Annotated in this window: 20 protein-coding genes; 15 read left to right on the top strand and 5 right to left on the bottom strand. The window is 64.1% G+C overall.

Annotated features, from left to right (window positions below):
* Positions 1 to 100 precede the first annotated feature (100 nt).
* Positions 101 to 1,276 carry a sulfotransferase family protein gene (locus tag B9N75_RS00575; RefSeq protein WP_172840770.1) on the bottom strand — a complete coding sequence of 392 codons (1,176 nt, stop codon included), beginning with the start codon at positions 1,274 to 1,276 and terminating at the stop codon, positions 101 to 103.
* 401 nt (positions 1,277 to 1,677) lie between these two features.
* Between B9N75_RS00575 and B9N75_RS00580 the strand changes: the two genes are divergently transcribed.
* The 9 genes from B9N75_RS00580 to B9N75_RS00620 all read left to right on the top strand — a co-directional run bounded on the left by B9N75_RS00580 (position 1,678) and on the right by B9N75_RS00620 (position 11,922).
* Positions 1,678 to 2,145, top strand: a complete 468-nt coding sequence (locus tag B9N75_RS00580) for an Hsp20 family protein (RefSeq protein ID WP_085217041.1) — start codon at positions 1,678 to 1,680, stop codon at positions 2,143 to 2,145.
* A gap of 135 nt (positions 2,146 to 2,280) precedes the next feature.
* Positions 2,281 to 3,378: a PAS domain-containing protein gene (locus tag B9N75_RS14390; RefSeq protein ID WP_085217042.1), complete on the top strand. Its 1,098-nt coding sequence runs from the start codon at positions 2,281 to 2,283 to the stop codon at positions 3,376 to 3,378.
* A gap of 32 nt (positions 3,379 to 3,410) precedes the next feature.
* Positions 3,411 to 3,824, top strand: coding sequence for a response regulator (locus tag B9N75_RS00590; protein WP_244552377.1), 414 nt, complete (start codon positions 3,411 to 3,413; stop codon positions 3,822 to 3,824).
* Positions 3,825 to 3,991: 167 nt separating this feature from the next.
* Positions 3,992 to 4,711 carry an ImuA family protein gene (locus B9N75_RS00595; protein WP_244552378.1) on the top strand — a complete coding sequence of 240 codons (720 nt, stop codon included), beginning with the start codon at positions 3,992 to 3,994 and terminating at the stop codon, positions 4,709 to 4,711.
* Between the two features lie 184 nt (positions 4,712 to 4,895).
* Positions 4,896 to 6,431 carry a DNA polymerase Y family protein gene (locus B9N75_RS00600; RefSeq protein ID WP_244552379.1) on the top strand — a complete coding sequence of 512 codons (1,536 nt, stop codon included), beginning with the start codon at positions 4,896 to 4,898 and terminating at the stop codon, positions 6,429 to 6,431.
* The gene (locus tag B9N75_RS00605; protein ID WP_085217046.1) at positions 6,431 to 9,688 is read left to right on the top strand and encodes an error-prone DNA polymerase; all 3,258 of its coding nucleotides are present in this window, start codon (positions 6,431 to 6,433) and stop codon (positions 9,686 to 9,688) included. The genes B9N75_RS00600 and B9N75_RS00605 overlap by 1 nt, the downstream gene beginning before the upstream one ends.
* Positions 9,689 to 10,272: 584 nt before the next feature.
* Complete coding sequence (locus tag B9N75_RS00610) at positions 10,273 to 10,836, top strand: hypothetical protein (RefSeq protein WP_085217047.1); 564 nt, start codon at positions 10,273 to 10,275, stop codon at positions 10,834 to 10,836.
* Between the two features lie 139 nt (positions 10,837 to 10,975).
* Positions 10,976 to 11,530, top strand: a complete 555-nt coding sequence (locus B9N75_RS00615) for a hypothetical protein (RefSeq protein ID WP_085217048.1) — start codon at positions 10,976 to 10,978, stop codon at positions 11,528 to 11,530.
* Between the two features lie 104 nt (positions 11,531 to 11,634).
* Positions 11,635 to 11,922, top strand: coding sequence for a DUF6894 family protein (locus B9N75_RS00620; protein WP_085217049.1), 288 nt, complete (start codon positions 11,635 to 11,637; stop codon positions 11,920 to 11,922).
* Between the two features lie 189 nt (positions 11,923 to 12,111).
* Here B9N75_RS00620 and B9N75_RS13835 read toward each other — a convergent pair whose 3' ends face one another.
* On the bottom strand, positions 12,112 to 12,408 hold the full coding sequence (locus B9N75_RS13835) for a hypothetical protein (protein ID WP_157123619.1): 297 nt from the start codon (positions 12,406 to 12,408) through the stop codon (positions 12,112 to 12,114).
* Positions 12,409 to 13,193: 785 nt separating this feature from the next.
* Between B9N75_RS13835 and B9N75_RS00630 the strand changes: the two genes are divergently transcribed.
* The 3 genes from B9N75_RS00630 (at position 13,194) to B9N75_RS00640 (ending at position 16,515) form a co-directional block, all read left to right on the top strand.
* Positions 13,194 to 13,769: a hypothetical protein gene (locus tag B9N75_RS00630; RefSeq protein WP_157123620.1), complete on the top strand. Its 576-nt coding sequence runs from the start codon at positions 13,194 to 13,196 to the stop codon at positions 13,767 to 13,769.
* Between the two features lie 167 nt (positions 13,770 to 13,936).
* Positions 13,937 to 15,376, top strand: coding sequence for an amidohydrolase family protein (locus tag B9N75_RS00635; protein ID WP_085217052.1), 1,440 nt, complete (start codon positions 13,937 to 13,939; stop codon positions 15,374 to 15,376).
* On the top strand, positions 15,373 to 16,515 hold the full coding sequence (locus tag B9N75_RS00640; protein ID WP_085217053.1) for a WD40/YVTN/BNR-like repeat-containing protein: 1,143 nt from the start codon (positions 15,373 to 15,375) through the stop codon (positions 16,513 to 16,515). Before B9N75_RS00635 ends, B9N75_RS00640 begins: the two co-directional genes overlap by 4 nt.
* A 254-nt stretch (positions 16,516 to 16,769) precedes the next feature.
* Here B9N75_RS00640 and B9N75_RS00645 read toward each other — a convergent pair whose 3' ends face one another.
* Both B9N75_RS00645 and B9N75_RS00650 read right to left on the bottom strand, forming a co-directional pair.
* Positions 16,770 to 18,230, bottom strand: a complete 1,461-nt coding sequence (locus B9N75_RS00645; protein WP_085217054.1) for a cytochrome P450 — start codon at positions 18,228 to 18,230, stop codon at positions 16,770 to 16,772.
* On the bottom strand, positions 18,214 to 18,693 hold the full coding sequence (locus tag B9N75_RS00650; protein ID WP_085217055.1) for a hypothetical protein: 480 nt from the start codon (positions 18,691 to 18,693) through the stop codon (positions 18,214 to 18,216). The genes B9N75_RS00645 and B9N75_RS00650 overlap by 17 nt, the downstream gene beginning before the upstream one ends.
* Before the next feature lie 19 nt (positions 18,694 to 18,712).
* On the opposite strand from B9N75_RS00650, the gene B9N75_RS14395 reads away from it, so the two are divergent.
* The 3 genes from B9N75_RS14395 (at position 18,713) to B9N75_RS00670 (ending at position 22,369) form a co-directional block, all read left to right on the top strand.
* Positions 18,713 to 19,903 carry an NAD(P)-dependent alcohol dehydrogenase gene (locus B9N75_RS14395; RefSeq protein ID WP_157123622.1) on the top strand — a complete coding sequence of 397 codons (1,191 nt, stop codon included), beginning with the start codon at positions 18,713 to 18,715 and terminating at the stop codon, positions 19,901 to 19,903.
* Between the two features lie 66 nt (positions 19,904 to 19,969).
* Positions 19,970 to 20,626: a TetR/AcrR family transcriptional regulator gene (locus B9N75_RS00660; protein WP_157123623.1), complete on the top strand. Its 657-nt coding sequence runs from the start codon at positions 19,970 to 19,972 to the stop codon at positions 20,624 to 20,626.
* A gap of 1,047 nt (positions 20,627 to 21,673) precedes the next feature.
* Positions 21,674 to 22,369 (top strand): DUF4097 family beta strand repeat-containing protein, encoded by a 696-nt coding sequence (locus B9N75_RS00670; protein WP_085217059.1) that lies wholly within the window; start codon positions 21,674 to 21,676, stop codon positions 22,367 to 22,369.
* 76 nt (positions 22,370 to 22,445) lie between these two features.
* On the opposite strand, the gene B9N75_RS13840 is transcribed toward B9N75_RS00670, so the two are convergent.
* Positions 22,446 to 23,105: a nuclear transport factor 2 family protein gene (locus B9N75_RS13840; RefSeq protein WP_157123624.1), complete on the bottom strand. Its 660-nt coding sequence runs from the start codon at positions 23,103 to 23,105 to the stop codon at positions 22,446 to 22,448.
* Positions 23,106 to 23,396 lie beyond the last annotated feature (291 nt).

Consider the following 23,396-nt stretch of genomic DNA (forward strand, 5'->3'; position numbering starts at 1 on the left):
ATTCTGCGATCTTGCTGGATAGAGCTGGAGCCCGTGTGTTTCCAGCTCCCGCCGGCCATGGCAATGTCGGTGCAGAGGCCCGGCGTAGATCGCACTTAGGTCATGCCGATTGCAGCGCAGCCCTACCAACGTTCGCCAGGACGGAAGGGTCGATGTCCGGCTGAACGTAGCGATGGCCTTTGCCATGCGCCGCAGACGCACGCATGTATCGTTCCATTGCGAATAGAGCCTGGGGCTGTGGGTCTCGCCCGAGCATGTGATAGACACGCTTAATTTGTTGCCTCCAGTCGTTCGCGACTTCCTCGAAGCCAATCTCGAGCGCCGGGCGGAGCAAGGCTTTGGACGCGGATAGCCGCTCACTCCTGAGCATCACCTTTCGAAACCATTCCCGGGCGACCCAGCGCGGATCGACCTCGTTCGACTGAATCATCATCTGGTTGCACACCAGGGACGCCGACGAGGCGATGACTTGAGCCGGGTCGCGAGCGAGATAGAGGAAGCGTGCGTCAGGAAATGCTTCGGCGAGCGAGCTGACATCCTGCGCAAATTGCGGCACCTTCAACACCCAGGGCCGGTCGCGTCGGTCGCGACGCGACCATCGGATGATCTGCAGGAAGCGGCGGAACTCCTTATAGACGCCCCTGCTGTCGCCCTCCTCTACTTTGGCCGCATAATTGGGCACGCGCCACTGCGCCTCGAAGGCCGTACCGAAGATCGACAGGTTGTGCAGTCCGATCTCCTCGTCCGGCACATTCCAGCCGGTCGGATGAATGGTATCGAATTCGGGATTGAGCAGCCGGGCGCTGGCCATCCCCGCCCACCCGCGCAACTTGCGATCGTCCATCCCGAGCAGGGGCCAACCGGCTGAAACCGGGTTCCAGCTTTCGTAAAAGCGGGTGGAATCCAGAGAAGGGTCGCATGCAAGCAACCGTTGCATGCGCGTCGAGCCGGACCGCATTTGTCCCAGAAGGATGATCGGAGCGGTGATTGGAACTTCATCTATCTCGGCGTAGCGGCGTCGTAATGCGTGGGCCCGGAAACGGCTGACTAGCGTGCCGACCAATTGTCCGTGCGCTATCGTCCGTCCGAGCGGAGAGAGCCGCGCATGTTCATGGAGATCGCTGCACAGGATCGTAAGCCGGTCGCGCCATCCGACCATATCGATGTCGGCCGCGACTCCCGCGCGAGACACCGCCTTCCGCACAAGAGCTTCCGGCTCCAGGCTGGGCACCTTGCTCCAGCCCTGGCTCCAGCTGCATTCAAGCAGTCGATTCAACAGCGCGATGCGTCTTCGGGAGGGCCGAGCCGTTAATCGTCGCACTTCGCCAGGACCCCGCATTGCCGTCGAACGACCAAATGCCCGGCAAGTGCCACCGACGATAAAATTCTTTGCGGAAAATGCCTTAGGAGGCGTGATGAGAGCTGATATGGATTAATAGGATTGCTCATCCGGCCGACGGATCCCCAACACAACCGTCTGGTACGCCGTTCGCCTGGCGGATTGTTTCAGCGAGAATATTTTCGACCAAAGGTTCATTTTGTCCCCCTTGAACAAGGAAATCTCCTTCCTAATTTTTCGACCGCCGGGTGCCCCTCGGGGGCCTGGCTGGGACAGGAGGGCGCCGGCTCTCACCGGCGCATCTCACGCCCAAATTGCTTCAACAGGAGGATTTGGAAATGAGAAACGACTTCGACCTGACCGCATATCGCCGCTCCACCATCGGCTTCGACCGTCTCTTCGACATTCTTGAAGGTCGCATGCGCGCCGAAGCGGGCGACAACTACCCGCCCTTCGATCTGGAGAAGCTCAGCGACGACCGCTATCGCATCACGCTCGCGGTCGCAGGCTTCGGTCCGGACGATATCGAGATCGTCGCGAAGCAGGGTGAACTCCTCGTCACGGGCCGCAAGACCGAAGACCGCGGCAACGGCGACTATCTCCATCGCGGGATCGCGGCCCGGCCGTTCGAGCGCCGCTTCGAGCTGGCCGACTTCGTCGAGGTTCGCTCGGCGGAGTTCGCAAACGGCCTCCTCACGATCTTGCTGGAACGCGAGATCCCCGAGGCCATGAAGCCGCGCAAGATTCCGATCGCAGGTGCCAATCCGCAGCTGAGCACCGTAGAGCCGGAACGCGAAGCCGCCTGATGATGCCCCGGCCCGGGCGCTCCGGCGCCCGGGCCATAATGCCAGAGGCGGCCGCTTAGCCAGGGGCTGGAACGCGCCCGCGCAAAAGATGTTTTGGGCAGGGACGCGCTGGAATTGCGCCTCCGAGGAAAACAGATGGACGATCGCGACGACTGGCACCTGACGGACGATATCAAGCATGAAGCCGGCTCGGGCGATCCATTCGCAGCAGCGGTTCGTGCGACGCGGATGCCGATGGTGATCACCGATCCGGCGAAGCCCGACAATCCCATCATCTTCTGCAACGCCGCCTTCCAGTCGCTGACCGGCTATTCGCGGCCGGAGATCATCGGCCGCAACTGCCGCTTCCTCCAGGGCCCCGACACCGATCCGGCGGCGGTCCGCCGCATCCACGAGGCCATCGCCGCCGGCGAGGATGTCGCTATCGAACTGCTCAACTATAGGAAGGACGGGTCGACTTTCTGGAACGCGCTTTATCTAAGCCCGGTCAGGGGAGAAAGCGGCGCCATCCAATTCTTCTTCGCCTCCCAGCTCGACATCACCGACCGCATTCTCGAGCAATCGAAGATCGCGGAGCAAAAGGCGGCGGTCGAACGCGAGGTGGAGCGCCGGACCATCGCCCTCCAGCAGGCGCTCGAGGCCAAGACGCTCCTGCTTCACGAGGTCGATCACCGCGTGAAAAACAATCTTACGATGATCGGTTCTCTGCTCCGGCTCCAGGCGCGGACGATCGGCGATCCTGCCGTTACGGGTAAACTCGAAGCGATGCTCGAGCGCGTCGATGCGCTCGCGACGGTGCACAGGCGGCTGTATCAATCCGATGACGTCCTGCATTTCGACGTCGGCGCCTTCGCGCAGAATCTCGTTCTCGACGTCGTCGGTGCCAGCGGGCGGTCGGACATAGCAATCGGGACGGATATCGAGCCTATCGAGATACGGTCCGCAAATGCCGCAGCCCTCGGCCTCATTCTCAACGAAATTCTTACCAATGCGATCAAGCACGGTTTTGCCAACGGGCGGCCGGGAAAGATCAGCATCGCAGCGCGCAGCGAGGGTTCGACGGCTCGCGTGACGATATGCGACGATGGTCCGGGTCTTGATGGAGCGCCGCCCGCGGGCGGCTTGGGTGCAATGCTCATCAAAAGGCTTTCAAAACAGATCGGGGCAAGCGTCGAATGGGACTGTCTCGCGCCCGGCACCTGCGTAACCTTGCGCTTTCCGGTCCAATCGTGATGGAACGTCCATCGCCGCCTCTCGACATCCTCGTGGTCGAGGACGAAGCCCTTCTTGCGATGGATATCGAAGCCATGCTCGAGGACGCCGGGCATCGCGTCGTGGCGGAAGCTGCGTCGCTGTACGACGTCGAGCAGCTAGGGCGAGATTTGAAGCTCGACCTTGCGCTTGTCGATATTCAGCTTGCCGAAGGCACAAGCGGCCTCGACGTCTGCCGGCTGATCCGCGAGCGATGGAGTGACGCCTTCATCGTCTTTGTGACGGCCAATCCCAAGAAGATACCCGACGATTTCTGCGAAGCGCATGGTGTCATACCCAAGCCCTTTTCGCGCAGCGGGCTGATGGCCGCGATGAATTATATCGTCGAAGGGGTCTGCGACCCACCGCCCACCTCGCCGCAGCCCGCAAGCTTCATCGCCGCTCCTGCCTTCGCGGCGAGTTGGTAAGGGCTGCGCGGCAAGAGGATTCTCGCCCATCGACATGGTCCACCGAGATTCGCGATCTTGACGCGACGCGCATGAATAAGGAACATAAAGGGAACGTGTGAGTCTTGTTCCCGATGTCCGTAGCCCAAAATTCCTCGCCCCAGCCCGTCGCCGATAGGCTCGAGGCTTTGCGCTCCGAAATCACCGGCGCGCATTGCAGGCCAACTGACGTTCTTTCGTTCGGCCTCGCGTCCCTCGATGACCGACTCGCCGGAGGCGGGTTGGCGCGTGGCGGTCTGCATGAATTCGCGGCGGCGAGTGCGGAACTTTGGGACGACGCCGCGGCCACCCTTTTCCTCGCGGGGGTTGCCAGCCGGTTCGGCGGACGGGACCGTCAGGTGCTGTGGGCGGTCACCGCGTTCGACCTGTATGCACCGGGTGTCGAACAGGCGGGGCTGTCGCCTACGAAGGTATTTTTCGCGCAGGGTCGCAGGAATGTCGACATTCTTGCGATTGCAGAGGACGCATTGCGTGATGGCGCACTCGGCTGTGTGGTCGCCGAAGTCAGCTCGGCCGATATGACCGCGACCCGACGGCTGCAGCTTGCCGCCGCGGACAGCGAAACGCCACTTTTGCTGTTTCGCCGGCACAGGTCGCGCGGTCGCTGCCCGCTGGAGACGCCGTCTGCCGCGATGACGCGCTGGCGTATCGGTTCGACAGCCTCGGCGCCGCTCCCCTGGTCGGGTGTCGGCCGTCCGCGCTGGCGGGTCGAACTGGTTCGCCAGCGGAACGGCGCGCCCTTCTCTCTCGAACTGGAGGCGTGCGATGCCGAGGGTCGCCTCGCTCTTCCTGCCGCAGCTGCCGATCGAGCGACTGCGGCGGAACGAGCAGTTCGTCGCGCCGCCTGAACCGGCGTTTCCGCCGGGGCCGCGATTTGCAGCTTCACCCCACGACCATCCGGGCGCCTGCTCGGTTCCGCGCGGCGGAGGCTGGCGACCCGGCGCGCGCTGGGCGCAGGACCCTGGGCGTCACGCCCCGCAGCAGCCGCATATGGATGCCCTGCCAGCGCACCGGCGCCCGACGATGCGGGAAATGGGGCGGCGCAGCGAGCATGCCGGACATCCGTTCCGGACGAGTCCGTCCAGCAAGGGCGGCGGCCGCTTTCCGATCCCGGTCACAGCGGCCGGCTGCGGCCGTCCGACTATCATCGTTCGGCGGTCGGGCCAGCGCGACATCATCACAGCGGCCTGCCCGGCGGCGCTCGCGCTCGGCATCGCGCCGGGAATGGCCGCCGCGCACGCCCGTGCATTGGTGAGCGGGCTCGACGTCCGGGAGGCCGCGCCCGAAGCTGACAAGAAGCTGCTCGATCGTCTCGCGCTTCACGCCGCGCAGCATTGGACACCGATTGCCAGCGTATCGGGCATGGATGGCCTTTGGCTCGACCTTGCCGGCACGACGCATCTCTTCGGCGGCGAGGCGCGCTTTTGCAGAAGGGTAATCGCCTTCCTGGCGCGCCTCGGCTTCACCGCGCGCATCGCCATTGCCGGGACGCCGGGGGCCGCTCACGCGCTTGCCCGACATGGCGAGGCCGACGTCATTCGGATCGCGCCGGGCGCGGAAGGCCGCGCGATCTTCGATCTGCCGCTCGCAGCCCTTCGGCTCACGCCCGATGCTTTGGACGCAGCCGCGCGTTTCGGGATCGATCGTATCGGCGACCTCTACGCCATGCCGCGCGGCCCGCTTGCACGGCGGCTTGGGCTGGCCGCCATCGAGCGGCTCGACCAGGCGCGCGGCGATGTCGCCGAGCCGATCACACCCCTCGTCCCGCCGGACACACCGCAGGTCCGCCGGCGCCTCGTCGAGCCCATCGGGACTGCGGAATCAATTGCCAAAGTCGTGGAGGATCTGGCCGCCGATCTCGTTGCATTGATGCGCGAACGCGGCCGCGGCGTACGGCTCGTCGTCCTTGCAGCCAACCGGGTCGATGGCGAACGCCTGCATCTTGCCATCGGAGCGTCGCGGCCAACCCGCGACGCCCGGCACCTTGTCCGCATGTTCACCTTGAAGCTGCCGGAGCTCGACCCTGGCCTCGGCATCGAGGCTGTAACGCTCACCGTGATCCGCGATGAACCGCTTGCCGCCGAAGCGGCTGGCACGCTGATCGCTGGCGGCTCGAGGCGCGCGGATCTTGCACCCCTGGTCGACCGGTTAGCCACGCGTGCCGGACCGGAGTCGCTCTTCCGGGTCACGTCGGTCGAAAGCGACGTGCCCGAGCGCGCTGTGCAATGCACGCCTCCGCTCGTCGCCCCGCACGGCTGGCCGCAGTGGAAGCGGCCTGTGCGAATGCTGCGACGACCCGAGCCGCTCTTCAACGTCGTTGCCTTGATGCCCGATCATCCACCCCGTCGTTTCACCTGGCGGGCGCGGAGCTTCCGCGTGATCGCGGGGGATGGTCCGGAGCGGGTTCATGGCGAATGGTGGCGCAATGATCGCGAGATGTGGGCGGTGCGCGATTATTTCCGCGTGGAGTCGGAACAGGGCGCTCGCTTCTGGTTGTTCCGGCGCGGCGATGGCGTCACTGCGGCCAGCGGCGATCTCAGCTGGTATCTGCACGGGCTGTTCGGCTGATGCCGACCTATGTCGAACTGCAGGTTACCAGCCACTTCTCCTTCCTGCGCGGTGCGTCGTCTCCAGAGGAACTGTTCGCGGCCGCAGCGCTGCAGGGCGCGACTGCGCTCGGGCTCGCCGACCGGAACACCGTCGCCGGCGTCGTCCGCGGCTGGGATGGCCAGAAGACGACGGGCGTCCGGATGATTGCCGGCAGCCGCGTCGATCTTGCCGATGGTCGCGCGCTGCTTCTCTATCCCCAGGCCCGCGCCGGCTGGTCGCAACTCACCCGGCTCCTGTCGATCGGGAAAGCGCGCGGCGGCAAGGGCTGCTGCATCCTCGAGTGGCGGGACGTCTTGCAGCATTGCGCGAATATGATCGCGATCCTGATTGCCGACATGCCTGGCGAATGCCATGCGGCCCGCCTGCGCGACCTGGCCGATGCGTTCGGTGACAGGGGATATTGCGCGCTCTCGTTCAGGCGGCGCCCGGACGATGCCGAGCGTCTCCACCGGCTCGACGCCGAGGCGCGCGCGGCGGGCGTCCGCAGCGTCGCAACCGGCGACGTCCTCTATCACAGTCATGACCGCCGGCCGCTCCAGGACCTGGTAAGCGCGATCCGCGAGAAATGCTCGATCGACCAGCTTGGCTTCCGGCGCGAGCGTCATCTCGATCGCGATTTGAAGGCGCCGGCCGAGATGGAGCGCCGCTTCGCTGATTTCCCCGATGCCATCCAGGCGAGCGCCGACATCGCGGAGGCATGCCGGTTCGATCTGGGCGAGATCCGCTACCAATATCCCTATGAGGAAGTGATGGCCGGCCGGACCGCGCAACAGGCGCTGGCATCACTTACCGAGGAGGCCGCCCGCAGCCGTTTCCCGAATGGCGTGCCCCGCCGCTACCGGAACCAGATCGATCATGAGCTCAAGCTCATCGGTGCGTTGGGTTACGCTCCCTATTTCCTAACCGTTAACGCCATTGTCGCGGAGAGCCGGCGACGCGGTATTCTGTGCCAGGGCCGCGGTTCGGCGGCGAACAGCTGCGTCTGCTTCCTGCTCGGCGTCACGTCGATCGATCCCATCCAGCATGAGCTCTTGTTCGAGCGTTTCGTTTCCGGCGAGCGCCGCGAGCCGCCTGACATCGACGTCGACTTCGAACACGAGCGGCGCGAGGAAATCATCCAGTGGATCTACGAGACCTACGGGCGCGACCGCTCGGCGCTGACTGCGGTTGTGACGCGCTACCGGACGCGCGGCGCTGTCGCCGAGGTGGGGAAGGCACTGGGCCTGCCACGCGACCTCACCAAGATGCTGACCGGTCTTGTCTGGGGCTGGTCGATGGACGGCATACCTGCCGAGCAGGTCGAAAGTCTCAACCTCAATGCCCAGGATCACCGGCTCCGCCTGACCCTCGACCTTGCCCGGCAATTGATCGGGACGCCGCGTCATCTCTCGCAGCATCCGGGAGGGTTCGTGCTGACCCAGGAAAGGCTCGACGATCTCGTGCCGATCGAGCCGGCGCGGATGGAGGACCGCCAGATCATCGAATGGGACAAGGACGACATCGACGCGCTCAAATTCATGAAAGTCGATGTGCTGGGCCTGGGCATGCTGGGCTGCATGAATCGAGCCTTCAATCTGCTCGAGGACAAGAAGGGCATCCGCGTGACCATGGCCGATCTCCAGGACGACGATCCGGAGGTCTATGGCATGATCCAGAAGGCCGACACGCTCGGCACATTCCAGATCGAGAGCCGAGCGCAGATGTCGATGCTGCCCCGCATGAAGCCCCGGGAATTCTACGATCTGGTCATCGAGGTCGCGATCGTCCGGCCCGGGCCGATCCAGGGCGACATGGTCCACCCTTATCTGAGGCGCCGCGAGGGGCGCGAGACGCCGGAATATCCCAAGCCCGAGCTTCGCGCCGTTCTCGAGAAGACGCTCGGCGTGCCGCTGTTCCAGGAGCAGGCGATGAAGGTCGCCATCGTCGGTGCCGGCTTCACCCCGGTCGAGGCCGACCAGCTGCGCCGGGCGATGGCGACCTTCAAGCTGACCGGCGGGGTCAGCCATTTCTACGACAAGCTCGTCGGCGGCATGGTCGCCCGCGGCTACCCGCAGGACTTCGCCGAGCGCACCTTCAAGCAGATCGAAGGCTTCGGCTCCTATGGCTTTCCGGAGAGCCACGCGGCCTCCTTCGCAAAGATCGCTTACGCGTCCTGCTGGATGAAGTTCCATCATCCCGACGTCTTCTGTGCGGCGTTGCTCAACGCGCAGCCGATGGGCTTCTACGCACCCGCCCAGATCGTCCGCGACGCGCGCGACCATGGCGTCGAAGTGCGCCCGGTGTCGATCAACGATAGTCACTGGGACTGCACGCTCGAACCGGCCGGTGGCCGCCGCATGGCGGTCCGGCTCGGTTTCCGCCAGGCCCGCGGCCTCGCCAACCGTCACGGCGCCGCGATTGTCGGTGCCCGGGCAGGCACGCCCTATGACAGCGTTGAAGATGTCTGGCGCCGCGCCGGCGTTCCCCGCGCGGCGATCGAGCGGCTCGCCGAAGCGGACGCTTTCCATTGTCTCGCCGAAAGCCGGCGCCAGGGTCTGTGGAAGGCGCAGGGCCTAGGCGAAGCGCCGCTTCCTCTTTTCGCAGCGGCGGACGAGCGCGAACGGGCATTTTCACCCGAGGGCCGCGAGCCGGACGTGGTGCTTCGTCCGATGAGCGAAGGTCGGGAGGTGGTCGAGGATTACCGCGCGCTGCAGCTCTCGCTGCGCGGTCATCCGCTCCAGTTCCTGCGTGCCGCGCTCGAGCGGCGCAACATCGTCCGGTGCGCCGATCTGCGATCGATCCGAGACGGCCGCAATGTCGAAGTCGCCGGCGTCATTCTCGTTCGGCAGCGCCCCGGCTCGGCAAAGGGCGTACTGTTCGTGACGATCGAGGACGAGACCGGCGTTGCGCAGGGCATTTTGTGGCCCGACACGTTCGAGACCTACCGCCGGCAGATCATGTCCGCCTCGATGATCGCGATGCGGGGCCGTCTTCAGAAGGAAGGCGAGGTCGTACACATCATCTGCGACCGTATCGTCGATCATGACGCGATGCTGCGCTCGATCGGCAACATGGATTTCGCGCTGACCCAGGGGCGCGGCGACGGCGCCGCGCACGGGGGCGGTCCGGATCCGCGCGACCCCGCCTTCCCGAATGGCCGCACTCTCGCCTCCGCGCCTTATCGGACAGGCATGCCGGACGCGATCGTGCCGATCCGCAGCCATGACTTCCATTAGGGCAGCAACGCGCGACGCCGGCACCACCGAGCGTGCGCTCAACGTACTTCGCGAAGCCACCGCCGCAAAGGACCGCACGCAGACACGCGGCGTTGCCCTCGCCTTATGGGTGTTGCGCGGCCGATGCCCGGACGAGTGGCTCTGCGCTTTCTGGGACGCGGCCGGCTCCGGCCACGACATCGGCCGCAGCCAAGGTCTGCATGCCGCCTATAATGGCATCGTAAGACAGCTCCGGACGGGCGGACGCCTGCTGGAGACCCGACCCGCTGGCGAGACAGCGGACTGTCGCTCGTCGTCATCGAAGCCGCAGCGATCGACGCCGTAGTTGGGGATGAAATGTAGCTCAATTGACTGGATTGCGAGCAAGGCGTCTCTTTGGCCATAAACCGCAGCGACGGCGGACGACTGCGCCCGAAAGTCACGGCGAGGAGGATCAACGAACATCACCTCCGGCTCTCGACAGTCGAGCAGGAAAATACTCGCTAGCATGACAAGACGCGAATTTCCTCTTTTCTACAAACGACTTGCCGCTAGCTTTCTTGTTCGCCGAATCAGGCGAAACGGGGAGAATATAGATGCCTATTATGGGGGCGGTCGCGCTTGCGGCCTCGATGGCGCGCGCTGCGCACGCCCAGGACAATCTCACGAGCAGCGCAGCGCCGGCACCGGCACCGCCTGCCATAGTCGATGCGAACACGGTGCCAGCCGTTCCGACGGCGAGCGATTGCAGCCAGCCGGGAAGCTGCGGCGCGATCATGCTGCCGAAGGACACGATCGTCCAGGTTGCCGCAGTCAACGAGATCACGTCAATCGACATGAAGGAGGGCGATCAGCACATGCTCCAGATCGCTACTGACGTTGCCCAAAACGGCAAGGTCATCATACCGCGTGGTGCGCCGGTGAAAGGCAAGATCATCTGGCGCACCGGCAAAGGCATCGTCGGCAAGTCGGCAAAATTCGAGATCGAGTTCGAGGAAGTGACCGTTGGCGGCAAAGCCTATCTGCTCAAGGGCAAGCATCGGCAGGAAGGCCGCGGCAATACAGCGGCCGCTTTGCTGGCTTCATGGGTCGTCACGGGCCGGTCGGCAGTGATCCCCTCGGGCGCAGTCATGAACGCTTTCACCGAAGAGGATATTCCTTCGACTTAAGTGCAGGATTACGTGGCCTGGCCACGCCGTGCGCAGCGTGCGCGAAGACGGCGTGGCCAGCAAGTTTGCCCGGACTTAACGTGAGCCGGCAAACAGGCCATGATCGGGGCAGACGACCAGCATCATCGAGCAAGATCGCATGCCGCCTCCCAAGAAGTTGAAGGTCTTCCGCACGCCTATCGGCTTTCATGACGCCTTCGTCGCCGCGCCAAGCCAAAAGGCCGCGCTCGAGGCGTGGGGCGCGGACAGCAATCTTTTCACAGCCGGCATCGCGGATCGGGTGGACGATCCAGCACTCATGGCGGAACCGCTCGCCAATCCCGGGAAGGTGATACGGCGCGTCCGCGGCACTTTGGCAGAGCATGTCGCGGCCCTTCCCGAGGCGAGTCGATCGCCCGAGCGCTCGCCACGAACAAAGAAGGCCAACAGCAAAACAGAGGCGTCGCCCAAGCCAGCCAAGCCAAAGCCTCGCCCCAGCCGCGCAGCGCTCGACAGAGCCGAAGCGGCGCTGGCCGTTGCCGGGACATCGCACCAGGCGGACCTTTCCAGGCTCCGAAGAAAGCGAGCCGAGATCGATCGCGAGATACGTGCGCTCGAGGCACGACAGGAACGAGAAAAAGCAAAACTTGAGCGCGCAATCGATCGAGCGCGAACGACTTTTGAACGAGCCATGGAGGCGTGGCGGGCGCAGTGACGTGCGTACGTTGCGCCACGGCGAAGCGACGCGCATTCCCGCAAATTCGACATAACCTGCATCACGGACACGAAACCCCGCGTGCAGACCCGGCTTTATCCAGCATGCCTCGTTTCTACCTCCACCTTTGCGACAGCGGCGATTTCCTGAAGGACGACGAGGGTAGTGAGCTCACCGACGCCGCGGTGGCGCGCCAGACCGCCATCAGCGAAGCGCGAAGCATCATGGCGAGCGACCTGAGAACCGGCACGCTCGACCTGTCCGCTTTCATCGAAGTGGACGATGAGAACCGAAAATATCTCTTCACCGTGCATTTTGCCGACGCGATTAAGGTGAAGGGGGGAGACTTGCGCGCGACCGGCGGCGGTCGCGAAGGACAGACACTGCAGTAGCCGTAGGCAAGGGCTTTCGCTGCAAGGACCCGCAAGAGGGAAAGGATAGTGGAATCGCGAAGCAAGCAGCGGCCGGCCGCAGCCACCGTCAAATGCAGGAATTCTTCCGTCGGGGCATAGTGCCGGCGTCGCCGCGCCGCGGAAGCTTTCCCGCGTGCTACCCTGGACAAACGATCGGTACCGCGTCTGCTAGCCAGTGCCCTCCGGACTGCCGGCCGAGTTGTCGTCGCCCTCCTTATCGTTCTTCCGGGCCCAGCGATCGCCGCGCGTCTGCGCCACGCCGGTTACATTGCGAGAATCCTCCGGCTCATATTCACCGCCATGCGGTCCCTGGGCGTCGCCGCTCCAACGGCCATCCTTGGTGTGTGCCATTCCCGTCACATTACGGGAATCATTGGGCTCATACTCATTGGGACGGTCGGTTTCCGATTGGCGATCCTCGCGACGATGCATGTCGCGATGATCGCTACGATTACTGTCGGACATTTCACTCTCCACTTGCCAATGCCGAAGTGACGGCATTTCCTTCACCCCGGACAACGCATCGCCCGCCGATAGGTGGCAGCTCGCCCCCCGCCGAGAAATGCGAAGCCGGAACGAATTCAGCCCAGCATTGCCAGGAGAGGTACGGCGCAAGTCTCCACACCGTGGCGGAGCCCGGATGGCTCTTAGCGGCACAGGCAAATTCCAATATTGATCTATCGAGCAACTTACGCTGAACTCATACTGTCGGCGCTCCACTGCTCGGAAGCACCGGCGGAGCGCGCGGGTCGGTTCGGATGGCCCGCGTGCTCCAACCTCAGCCGAAGACCTATCTAATTGTGGTCACGTCCCGATAGGTGTCCGGCCGGCGTCCTCCCCCGCCCTGAAGGGGCCGCGCTGTCACTCGATGATGAAACTCACCGCCAGCAAATTCGCGAAGTTCAGCGCCGTCATGCGTCTGAAGTCATGCCGGACCCCGCATAAGACCGCGACCAATGTAAATTAGCCCGACCGGTAACGGATGTTTGATCTTCCACCGAGGATAAGCCGACGATCCACCAGGCATCGTGACCAGCGTATCCCGCCAGAACGGACTCGGCCGGTAGAATGTCCAATACGCGCCAGCATGCGCTCATTTCACGAGTTCATGGGGTATATCGCGTAGGTGGGGGCAAGAGCGTCTCACGGCCGTTCTCGCCTCTTGACGTCTCCTGCTATTTTGCGCCGGGCTCATAAATTTCGATAGCACCACCAATCCTGCCGTGGAAGAAATGCGGCAGGAGATAGTGATGCACGTTCGTCTATACATCGTGATCTACGCTTCGCTTTTTGCGCTACTTGCCTTGGCAGACCTTACGTCCAGCCTGTTGGGCCACTGGCTGGCGGGAGCGACCGAATTCAATCCCGCACTCGCGGTTTCCGGACGCATCGACGTCGAGCGGTTCGTGGGCCTGAATGCATTGCTTGGAATGGTCACTGTCGGGATGTTCGGCTGGGCAATGGCGCGCGCGGAACGTGCCGATCCATCCTATCTCGCCGCGCCGTGGAAGGCTGCGCTCAGCTGGCTGACCTACCTCAACCCCTTCAAGCCAGCCAATCAGCCGCGTGCGGTCTTCCACTGGATCGCGATAGCGATCAGCCTGCTCATGGTCCGTACCATGGCCGTTGCGAACAACCTGGCCATTGCTTTCGAGCTACAGGATCTGCTCACGCCGTTGTCGGCCGCCGTCGCCGCGCTCGCTCCGTCGAATCTCGTCTACATGCTGGTGGTCACGATCCTGGTCGCACCCTTCTGGCTCATCAGCCTTTACATGGTGCCGCACCTTCTGAAGACAGCCATTTCGGGACGGCCCCACCCTATCTGAGTTTGCGGACTAGAACCGGTCATCGCAGACCGGACAGCGCAGCGAGCCGAGGATGCGGAGCCCTCCCGCTTTTCCGGTCCGTTCCAAGCACTCCCAATAGCGCAGGCATCGTCAACATCGCCGGCAGCGCAACAGCTAAGCTAGGTATAAATCTTTCGGGAGGTCACATGTTCGCATTGCTGCGACTGCTGTGGGTGTCGTTGATTGTCGCGGCGCCGGCGGCGGCTGAGCCGATTGCCGATATCACCGCTGTCGTCGGCGCGGACGTCCTCCCGATGACGGATCGCGAACGACTGCTCGATCAGACCGTCATCGTCGCGGGCGACAGGATCATAGAAGTCGGACCGCGACGGTCCGTGCGCATTCCTGCCGGAGCGAAGCGGCTGGACGCGCATGGCATGACCCTCATGCCCGGTCTCGTCGATATGCACGTTCACCTCGCCCCCGTAGCCGGTGTCGATGGTGATGCAGCGCAACGGGCACTCGCGGTCATGCTCGCGCATGGCATTACAACCGCGCGCGGCATGGCTGGCTCTCCAGCCAATCTGCAGGTCCGCGACGCGATCGAACGCGGTCGGCTCACGGGTCCGCGCTTCTATGTCGCCGCACCGGGGATCCATTTACAGAATGCCGATGATGCCGATGCGGCCCGGGAAAAGGTGCGTCAGGCGAAGGCGGACGGCTACGACCTCATCAAGGCGCACCATATTGTCGATCCCGGCATCTGGGAGGCGGTGCAGGAAGAGGCGCGGAAACTGGGTCTGCCGACGGCGGGGCATGTGACCAATCCGGTAGGGCTTGCGCGCGCGCTGGCGGCGGGCCAGCAAATCGAGCATCTCGACGGCTTCGTGCTGGCGCTACTTCCCGAAGGCTCGCCGCTCCGATCGGTCGAATTCGGGCAGATCCCGCCGTCCTCCATAATCCAGGCTGCCGCCGCCGCCAGCGACCTCCGGATCGCAGAAATCGCCGCGCAAGCGAAAGGCCATCATGTTCCGACACTGGCGCTGTTCGAACGCATCACCGAGCTTGAGCGTCCTGTCTCGGTGCTGCTGAGCCACCCCGACATGCGCTACGTGCCGGACGCGGCCCTACAGCAATGGTCCGAACAGCGCGGTCAAATGCAGAAGGCGGGTTTCACCTCCTCCGACGGCGAGCGCTTTCGTGCGCTTCGCCAGCGGATCACTGCCGCCCTACACCGCACCGGCGTTCCATTGATGGCGGGCTCCGACACGGCGCAGTCCTTCCACATCTGGGGGCCGGGCCTGATCCAAGAGATCCAGTCGCTGGGTGCCGCGGGTCTGGCGCCGATCGACGCGCTACGGAGCGCGACCGTCGTTCCGCGCGATTATATGCGCGGGCTTCCAAACGGCGGGTCAGGCCTCGGGTGGAAGCCCGAATTCGGCACGGTCACGAAGGGCGCGCGTGCCGACCTCATCCTGCTCAGGAGAGATCCCTCGCGCGATCTCGCGACGCTGGCGAGACCCGAAATCGTGATCGCAGCCGGCAGGACTTTCGATCGGGCGTCGCTCGACGCCATGCTTGAAAAGGCTGCGCTCGATGCGAAGGCGCAGCCAACCGCTGGAGCCACCTCCAAAGGACCGGCATGAACGAGATCGGCTTCACGCGCCGCCAGAGCCTGATCGGGGGAGCGGCTCTGGGATTGCTGCCGTCCTGTGTCACGGCATCGCAGGAGCGCGCACCGCTCCTGTGGGAAAAGCTTGCGGCAGAGCCCTATGACGGGAAGCAGGACGACATCGCGTTCGCCTCGGACAGGCGGGGATGGTATGGAAATGGCAAGGGACTGATCTACCGCACCGACGATGGCGGCGACAGCTGGGCGAGGGTCTGCGAAAAGCCGGGCACATTCGTTCGCGCACTGGGCTTCTGGAACGAGAATGAAGGCGTGTTCGGCAATGTCGGGATCGGCTCATTCCCCGGCGTCAGCGACCCTGTTCCTCTATATTGGACCGAAGACGGCGGCGTCAGCTGGACCGCAGCGTCGATCGACGGTGAGAGGCCGCAAGGCATTTGCGCGATCGAGATCGTGCGCGCGCCCTTTATCGATCGCGGGGAGCGCGCTGAGCGGCTGACGATCCATGCCGCGGGTCGGGTCGGCGGTCCGGCCCATTATCTCAGATCGCTAGACCGTGGAAGGAGCTGGTCGTCGACCAATCTCGGTGCGCTTACCGCGGCGATCTTCGACGTGAAATTCATCTCCCCGTCGATCGGCTTTCTGGCTGGAAGCAGCGATGGCGACCTTGCCAGGGCCCGCGGGCTGATCCTCCGCACCGACGATGGCGGCGCAAGCTGGCGCGAGGTGTTTCGGAGCACTCGCGACGTTGAGACCGTCTGGAAGCTTCACTTCCCGTCCACAAGTGTCGGCTTCGGCACGATCCAGAGCTACGACAGCGACCCGGCAAATGTTCAACGCTTCGTAGCGAAAACGACGGACGGCGGGCGTTCCTGGAAAGAGATGCCCCTCGTACGCAACGCACGCTGGCGCAGCTTCGGCGTCGGCTTCGCGTCCGAAACGCTCGGCTGGGTCGGCGGCAATATCGGCGGCCTCGAGACACGCGACGGCGGCACGACCTGGTCTCCGGTCGAGATGGGCCAGGCCGTCAACAAGATCCGGTTTGTCGGAGAGGGCGGACGCCGCCGGGCCTTCGCGATCGGCACCGGCGTTTACAGGCTTGATCTCCCCCCGGCGTTCGCGAACGCGACAATGCGAGACCTCCGGCTCTTGTGAGCGCTGGCCAACGCGTTTGCTGCGAAGCATCCGCATGCGGGCGCGCCGTAGCCATCGAGCGCGCCATACCGGATCGCGCGGGACGGAATTCTTGCCCTCCTTATGGTCCGTCCAGTGCCAGCGCTATGGAGGTGACCGGCGAGTGGTAGCGCTGTGGGCCTTCGCCTGGAGACGAGGAAGCCGTCCTGCTCTCTGCCAGCGGCAAGCCGGGAAACGGGCACGACATCCTCATTCGCGCGAGTTGGTTGCAAGCATCAGATCTTTTCCAGCAGTAGGTTCAGCCCATCCTTGGGATGCGCAATGGGCAGCCACAGCATCTCGGGTGAATAGTTCTCGCGCAGGACGATGCGACGGTGGCCAAGGAGTTCGGCGAGGAACAGTTTCATCTGTACGGTGGCGAAATGCAGGCCCAGACACATGTGCGCCCCGCCGCCGAACGGAAGCCAGGCATATCTGTGTCGGCGTCGAACCTCTTCCGCCGTGAAACGCATGGGATCGAAGCGTTCCGGGTCCGGCCAAAGTTCTTCCATTCGATGGGTATGGAGAATGTGGATGCCAACCGATGCGCCTTTTGGCAGCCTGTGGCCGGCGAACTCGACGTCCCGGGTCAGGCCTCGCGGCAATGACGGAACGGGGGGCATGAGTCGCAAGGCTTCGCTGATCACCATTTCGCAAAGCTCGAGCTGGCGAAGACTCGCAAGAGTGACACGCCCGCGATTGTCGCGGGTCCAGACGCGCAATTCGGCGCGGACACGCTCCTGCCACTCGGGATGCCGACCAAGCAGAAATGCGACGGAGGTCAGCGCGGAGGACGTCGTGTCGTGCGCCGCCATGAGCAGCAGGCTCATATGGTCAACGATCGCCTCTTCGCCGAGATGGGCGCCATGCTCGTCGACCGCTATGCAGATGGCGCTAAAGATATCCGGACCCGGCGATCGCCGACGCTGCGGGATTTCCGCGAGCAGCGTCCGATGCAATCGCCGACGCGCCCGCATTCCGCGCCAAAGCCCGCCCCCGATGATCGGACGCCGGATCAGGGCCGTCGACGCTCCGAGCATCGTTATGAAGTCGCGTCCGACTTGCGTGGCTCGCGTACCGAGCGGTAGCCCGAGCAGGCACTGCGCCGCGAGGTCGAGGGTGAGCCGCTTGATCTCGGGATAAAAAGCGAGCGCGAGCGGCCAGTTCTCCAGGTCTCGCCCGATACCCGCGCGCATGCCGTCGAGATAGGCTTGCATCGGCTCAGCCTTGAACGCCGCCCCGATCAATCTGCGATGGTCGCGATGGTGGCCATCGTCAATCGAGATCAGACCCCGCGGGAACGTACTCCCGATGACCGGGTCCCAGCCGAGTTCGGAGGAGAAGGCGCCGTCGCGGTTCAGGAGCACGAGCTCGTTCGCGTCTGGACCGAGCAGCACGATTGCCCGCATCCCGAACAGGCCGATCTCAACGACGGGTCCGTGGCGCTCGTAGAGGCGCTGCATCACGCCAGGCGGATCGCGAAGATAGGCACGGGTCATCTTCAGCGAAGACAGGATGCCCTCGCCGTTTGCACGGGGAATAAGCGGAGGCATGGACTTTGCCATTGTGCGAAACTTCCTTGCAGTCGGCACCTGAGGGACGGCGTCGAAAGCGCTATTCGGGATCCGCTCCGGCGAGGCCCGGCGGACCAGGGCCAGCGACACGCTCGACAAAATCCGGTCAGGCCGCACCGCCATGGTCGTCTAGAAACGCCGCCCAATGGGCGGAGGTCATGGTCGCGAGATATTCGGATTGCATTTCCGCAGTGAGCACCTCCAGCAATGTCCGGTCCTCCACCCAGAATTCGACCACCCGGAAGAGACCGCCGCGGTTCAAAGTCTTGGCGGTCCAGCCCTCCCGCCGGGCGATGTCATGCACGGCCTTTTCCTCGAGCGGAGTGGCGATCGCAGCATGTCCGGCATGGTGGCCAGACGGGACGGCGGCGATGCGACGGCCTTCCGCGTCCCGGGCGCCGAAGGCCGGAAACAGCGCCATCCCGTCCGGATAGAATTCGATCGCGCTTCGACGTTCATCGTCCGCCATCGCGATCCAGGCATTCATCACCGGAGGGAATGGCAGCGCCTGGCCGCCCCAGAGATCCGCAACGACGCACGCGGCATGCTGAGGCCGCCGGGCCGGCAGCGAAAGGTGAAAGATCATGTAGCAGCTTCCTGTCCAGTTGGCGCGGCACGCCACTACGCGGCCTGCTGGCATATGTAAAGCGGATGCTTTACATATGCCAGCTTGTGCGTTAGATATCCCACGGTCTTGCGACATGAAGTTCGCGGCCAGCACTGGGACGACGCCATTGCATTCTGATCCGCGGATGATCGTTTTGAAGGGTTTCGGGGGCCCCGAGCAGCTGGCATGCGCGCCGATGCCGGGCGAATATCTCTCGCCCGGCAGCAGCCAGATGCTGGTTCGTATCGTAGCGAGCAGCGTGAACCCCATCGAGTGGAAGATGCGCGAGGGCATGGGCGCGCCGCGCTGGCTGTGGCGATGGCGGATCGGACGCCAGCGCGTCCTGGGCATTGATTTCGCCGGAACGGTGGCCGCGCTCGGCGAGAATTGCCGCGGCTGGCGGAATGGCGACGCGGTGATGGGTATCCGTCCTTATGGTGGCACCTATGCCGACTTCGCCCTCGTCGATCCGGCGCGAGCGGTCGTCGTTCACCGGCCGCTCGGGATCAGCGCAAGTTCGGCGGGCGTGGTGCCCTGGGCAGGGCTCACCGCGTTCAAGGCACTTGGCAGGAGATCGCTTGCCGGCAGACGGGTGCTGATCGTCGGCGCGTCGGGTGGCGTCGGCCACCTCGCCGTCCAGATCGCGCGCCACTGCCTGAACGCTGCGCTCGTCGTCGGCATAGCCGGCGCCCGCAATTCCGGCTTTCTTCGCGCTTGCGGAGCGCATGTCGCGATCGCGCACGATCGGCTGGCGGATCCTATCGATATCCTGACATACGCGCGCGATTGGCCGGGAAGCTTCGATCTCATCGTCGATCTTGTCGGACGGGACGCCTATTGGACATCGCTGGCCCCTCGCCTGCTCCGTCCCGACGGCCTCTTCGTCGCCGTCGCAGTGCCCGCGTTGCATCCGGCCCGAGCGGGCGAGGATCTCGGCACGCTCGCCGCCCTAAAGCTGCTCGCCCGCCTTTCCGTGCGACGATGGAGCGGACGTTACCGCTTCGTCGGGGGCTTGATGGGGGAGCTTTGCGACCGGCGGGCGCTGCAGCGCATTGCCGACTGGATGGCTGACGGGCGCCTCGTTCCTCATATCGGCCGCAGCTATCCGCTCGAGCAGGTGGCGGCCGCGCACCGGGCGTGCGAGGCCGGAGTTGTGACCGGAAAGATCGGGCTCTCGATGCAAGCTTGACGCCGATAGGGCTGGCATCGATCAGGCCGGCACGAGATATATATCCGGCAGCAAGGAGCGAATACGGTGTCCGATCCTGCCCCCGCAGGCACCACGGCAGCGATACGGGCGAAGCCCGGCCGGCCGCCCTCGCCGGAGCGGCGCCAGGCGATGGTAGCCGCGGCTGTCGCGATCCTGTCGGAGGCAGGCGTCGATGCGATGACCACGCGCGAGGTCGCAGCGCGCGCCGGCGCCTCGGAGCGGACCTTGTTCAAACATTTCGGCAGCAAGGAAGGCCTCGTCCGCGCGGTAATCGACCATGCCGTGATCGGCTTGCTCGACCGTTCGGTATTTCCCCGCGTGCTCGAGCCGGAGCCCCTCACCCGCGCATCCTTCGCCGAGTGGCACATCTCATTCCTGTCCAACCGCCTCGAGCAGGGAAAGGCGCGGCCGGAAAATTATCTCATCTTGTTTCGCGAGCTTTTCCGCGATGCCCATTTCCGCTCGCTGTTCAAGCAACGCTGGAGGGCGGCGGTCTTCGAGCCGATGGCCGCGCAATTCGCCGCCATGATCGAGGCCGGACATCTTTCTGGCAAGATTTCGGCGACCACGCTTGCCGGACTCTTCTTCTCGACGAACCTCGGCTATCTCCTCGCCCGCTTCGTGCTGGCCACCGACGAACCCTGGGCCGACGAAAGCGATTGCAAGGCGCTCGTTGCGGCGTTCGCGCATCTGCTCGAATGACGAGCTCGGACAAATGATGGACCGACAGTTCCTGCTCGGTGCCGCCCGACCGAATTGGCGCGCCGTTTTACGGTGCAGATCGGCGGCGCCGGAGCATAAGGCCATGTCCAGGATATCCGGAGTGACGCGCGCATTATTTCGAGCATCTTCCGGCGCTGTCTCGTTCGGCTCATCAACAAATTGATGCCGATCTCACATCGACCCCGCCTCGCTAACGGCATAGGCGCTGCCCGACTTGTGCCCTTCCGTCCCTAAAGTGGCAACGGGAGCGCATCACCTTCTGACCCGCGGCGGAACGATATTGCCTCGCTGCCGGTTACGGATGGAGCATTGGCTCCCATTCCCGACACGCCAATCGCCTGAGGGCCGGTAGTTTCAGCTCCCGTCGGTCGTGGAGCTGTATATGCCCTACACACTCCTTCCATTTCGCGGAGACGAGGCGCTGGATCTCACTCCGAGCCGCGGAAATCTCCTTTCCGAGGCGAAGATCCATGCGCAGGATCTGATGGAAACGCGGCAAGCGACGCATGTCATCGTACTCACCGAGCGAGGACAGGCAATATTCTGCTTCCCGGTCGCTGGATCTCTTTCCTCATGGGAGGTGCGCCATCGCATCGCAACAGGCCGGGCCGGCGCGCTAACAAGCGTGAGAGCGCGGCAGAGGGATGCTCATTGAAATTCTGTGGATGCAGCGAAGCTGCGCGGTCGGCGCCCTCAACGCAACGCTGCGGCGCCGAGGCACGAAAGTCCGCCACTCCGGTTAGGTTGACAGGCCAGCGCGGCGTCCGAAACCGTACAGCTGAACGCTTTCGGACATTTCATCCCGGTCGTCACGCCAGATGAGCGCGAAGAATCCCTACGTCCTCCGGGTCCTCTAGCGATGGCACAACCCTTGCTACCTCGACGGCAAGGGAGCCAATCAAAATGCCAAAGCGTCCTCGCCTTACGATAACAGTGACAGCAGCCATCGGAACGCTCGCAGGCGCCGCGAGCCTTGCTGGCGCCGCAGGGTTCGCAGACCGGGAGATAGCGACCAGCGGGGCGGCAATGAAGAGCAAGGGTCGCATGGCGGCCCGCGAGGACAAGCGTCAAACAGTCGCGCTCGCATCGGGCGCTCGGGTGAGGATCAAATCCATCGCGGGCGCCGTCTCGGTCCAGCCCTCAAACTCCGGAAAGGCCGAAATCCATGTCGCGCGGTTGGCAGCGTCTCAGCGCGAGCTCGGCTGCTATCGCGTCGATGTCGATGCGAGCCCCCAACGCATCGATATCGTAACCGTGCAATTGAAGGACAGACCCGGCTGCGCGATGATCGAGGCGCGGCAGCAAGTAACGCTGAAATTGCCGAAGGCGGCCGACGTCCATCTGTCGAGCATTGCCGGTCCCGTCGATATCGGCGCGATGGACGGAATGGTGCAGCTGGAAGGCATCGCAGGCCAGACCAGCCTCGCGAGCGCGCGTTCGGCGAAAATCTCGGGAATCGCCGGGCCACTGTCGGTTAGGCTCCAAAGACCCGGGCCATGGAGCACCGACATATCCGGCATCACCGGTACGGTCGACCTTGCCTTTGGAAACGGGATAGATGCCGACGTCAATGTCAGCGGCCTGATGGGCAGGGTTCGCACCCTTTCTCCAGACATCAGGGCCGTCGGAGGCACCCACCAGCATAAAGTCCGCGTCGGCTCCGGAGGGCCTGTCCTTTCCCTTTCCGGAATTGTAGGCACCGTGCAGGTGCGCCGCTACTGACGGGCCATGCCTGCCGGTGCATGCAAGACTGGGCGATCGGATCCGCCGCATCCCGAACATGAGGGCGCCGCGACGGTCAGTCGGCAGGCTGAGACAGCACGCGCGTGACCTGGACGTAGACGAGCACCCAGCGACCGTCGCGCTTTTCCCACAGATCCGCGAAATGGTGTCGATCGACGAACTCCAAGCCAGCATCCTTGCCGCGCAGGACATTTGTGTCCGTCCACAGTTCCAGCGTTTCGCTCGAATAGAGCAGGGTGTCGGACGACTGGTAGGGAAGGATGCTGAGGTCTGAGCGCGTGAGCGCGTCGATGAAATCGGCCTTGCCCCCGGTCTCGCCACTGCCCCGCACCCAAATGAAGTCGTCAGCGACGATGCGCTCGAGGACCCGGTCCTTTCCTGAAATGGCCCGATCAAGAGCGTGTACGTCCGCGCGGGGCTGCTGAGGGTATGGCGTTGCGTTGCCCGGGGCGGGCGGCCAGGCGGACATGGCAACCAAAGCAGAAAGCCAGGCCGAATTTAAGCGTCTCATGAAACCTCCAAGACAGCCGGGGAAGATAGCGACGCCCCGATCAAGGTTCGAACGCCGCGAACGTAACGGGTGGTTTAGCAGGTCGCTCAATGCTGGGATGATGCCCCCTTCGAAGAGATAACCGAGCCGGACCAGGTCTTCGCGGCTGGCTGCGGGACCCACGGCAAGTCGGGCTACGATCCATGCCACGGCCGCGCCAAGCATGCGATTACGCAGGAGGTAGGGAGGGAAAATCGAATCTGGGGTCGGACCAGGCGGCCCGGACTCGATCGCCTGCGGCTGTGCCCTGCGGTCTGAGACCGAGGTTTCGCATGCGTCCGCCATGCCCGCGACATGACCGGGGGTCTAACGATCTGTGCGCGATCGACGCCTGCTACATTCTTTGGGCGATCGATGGATGCAAGCCCACTGCAGTGGGACGAGCCGACCGAAGCATCACAATGCCCGTCGCATGAAGGAAATCACGCTAGCGCTCTTGGATTTCATATCGGACAA

This window comes from Allosphingosinicella indica (assembly GCF_900177405.1).
Taxonomy (GTDB): domain Bacteria; phylum Pseudomonadota; class Alphaproteobacteria; order Sphingomonadales; family Sphingomonadaceae; genus Allosphingosinicella; species Allosphingosinicella indica.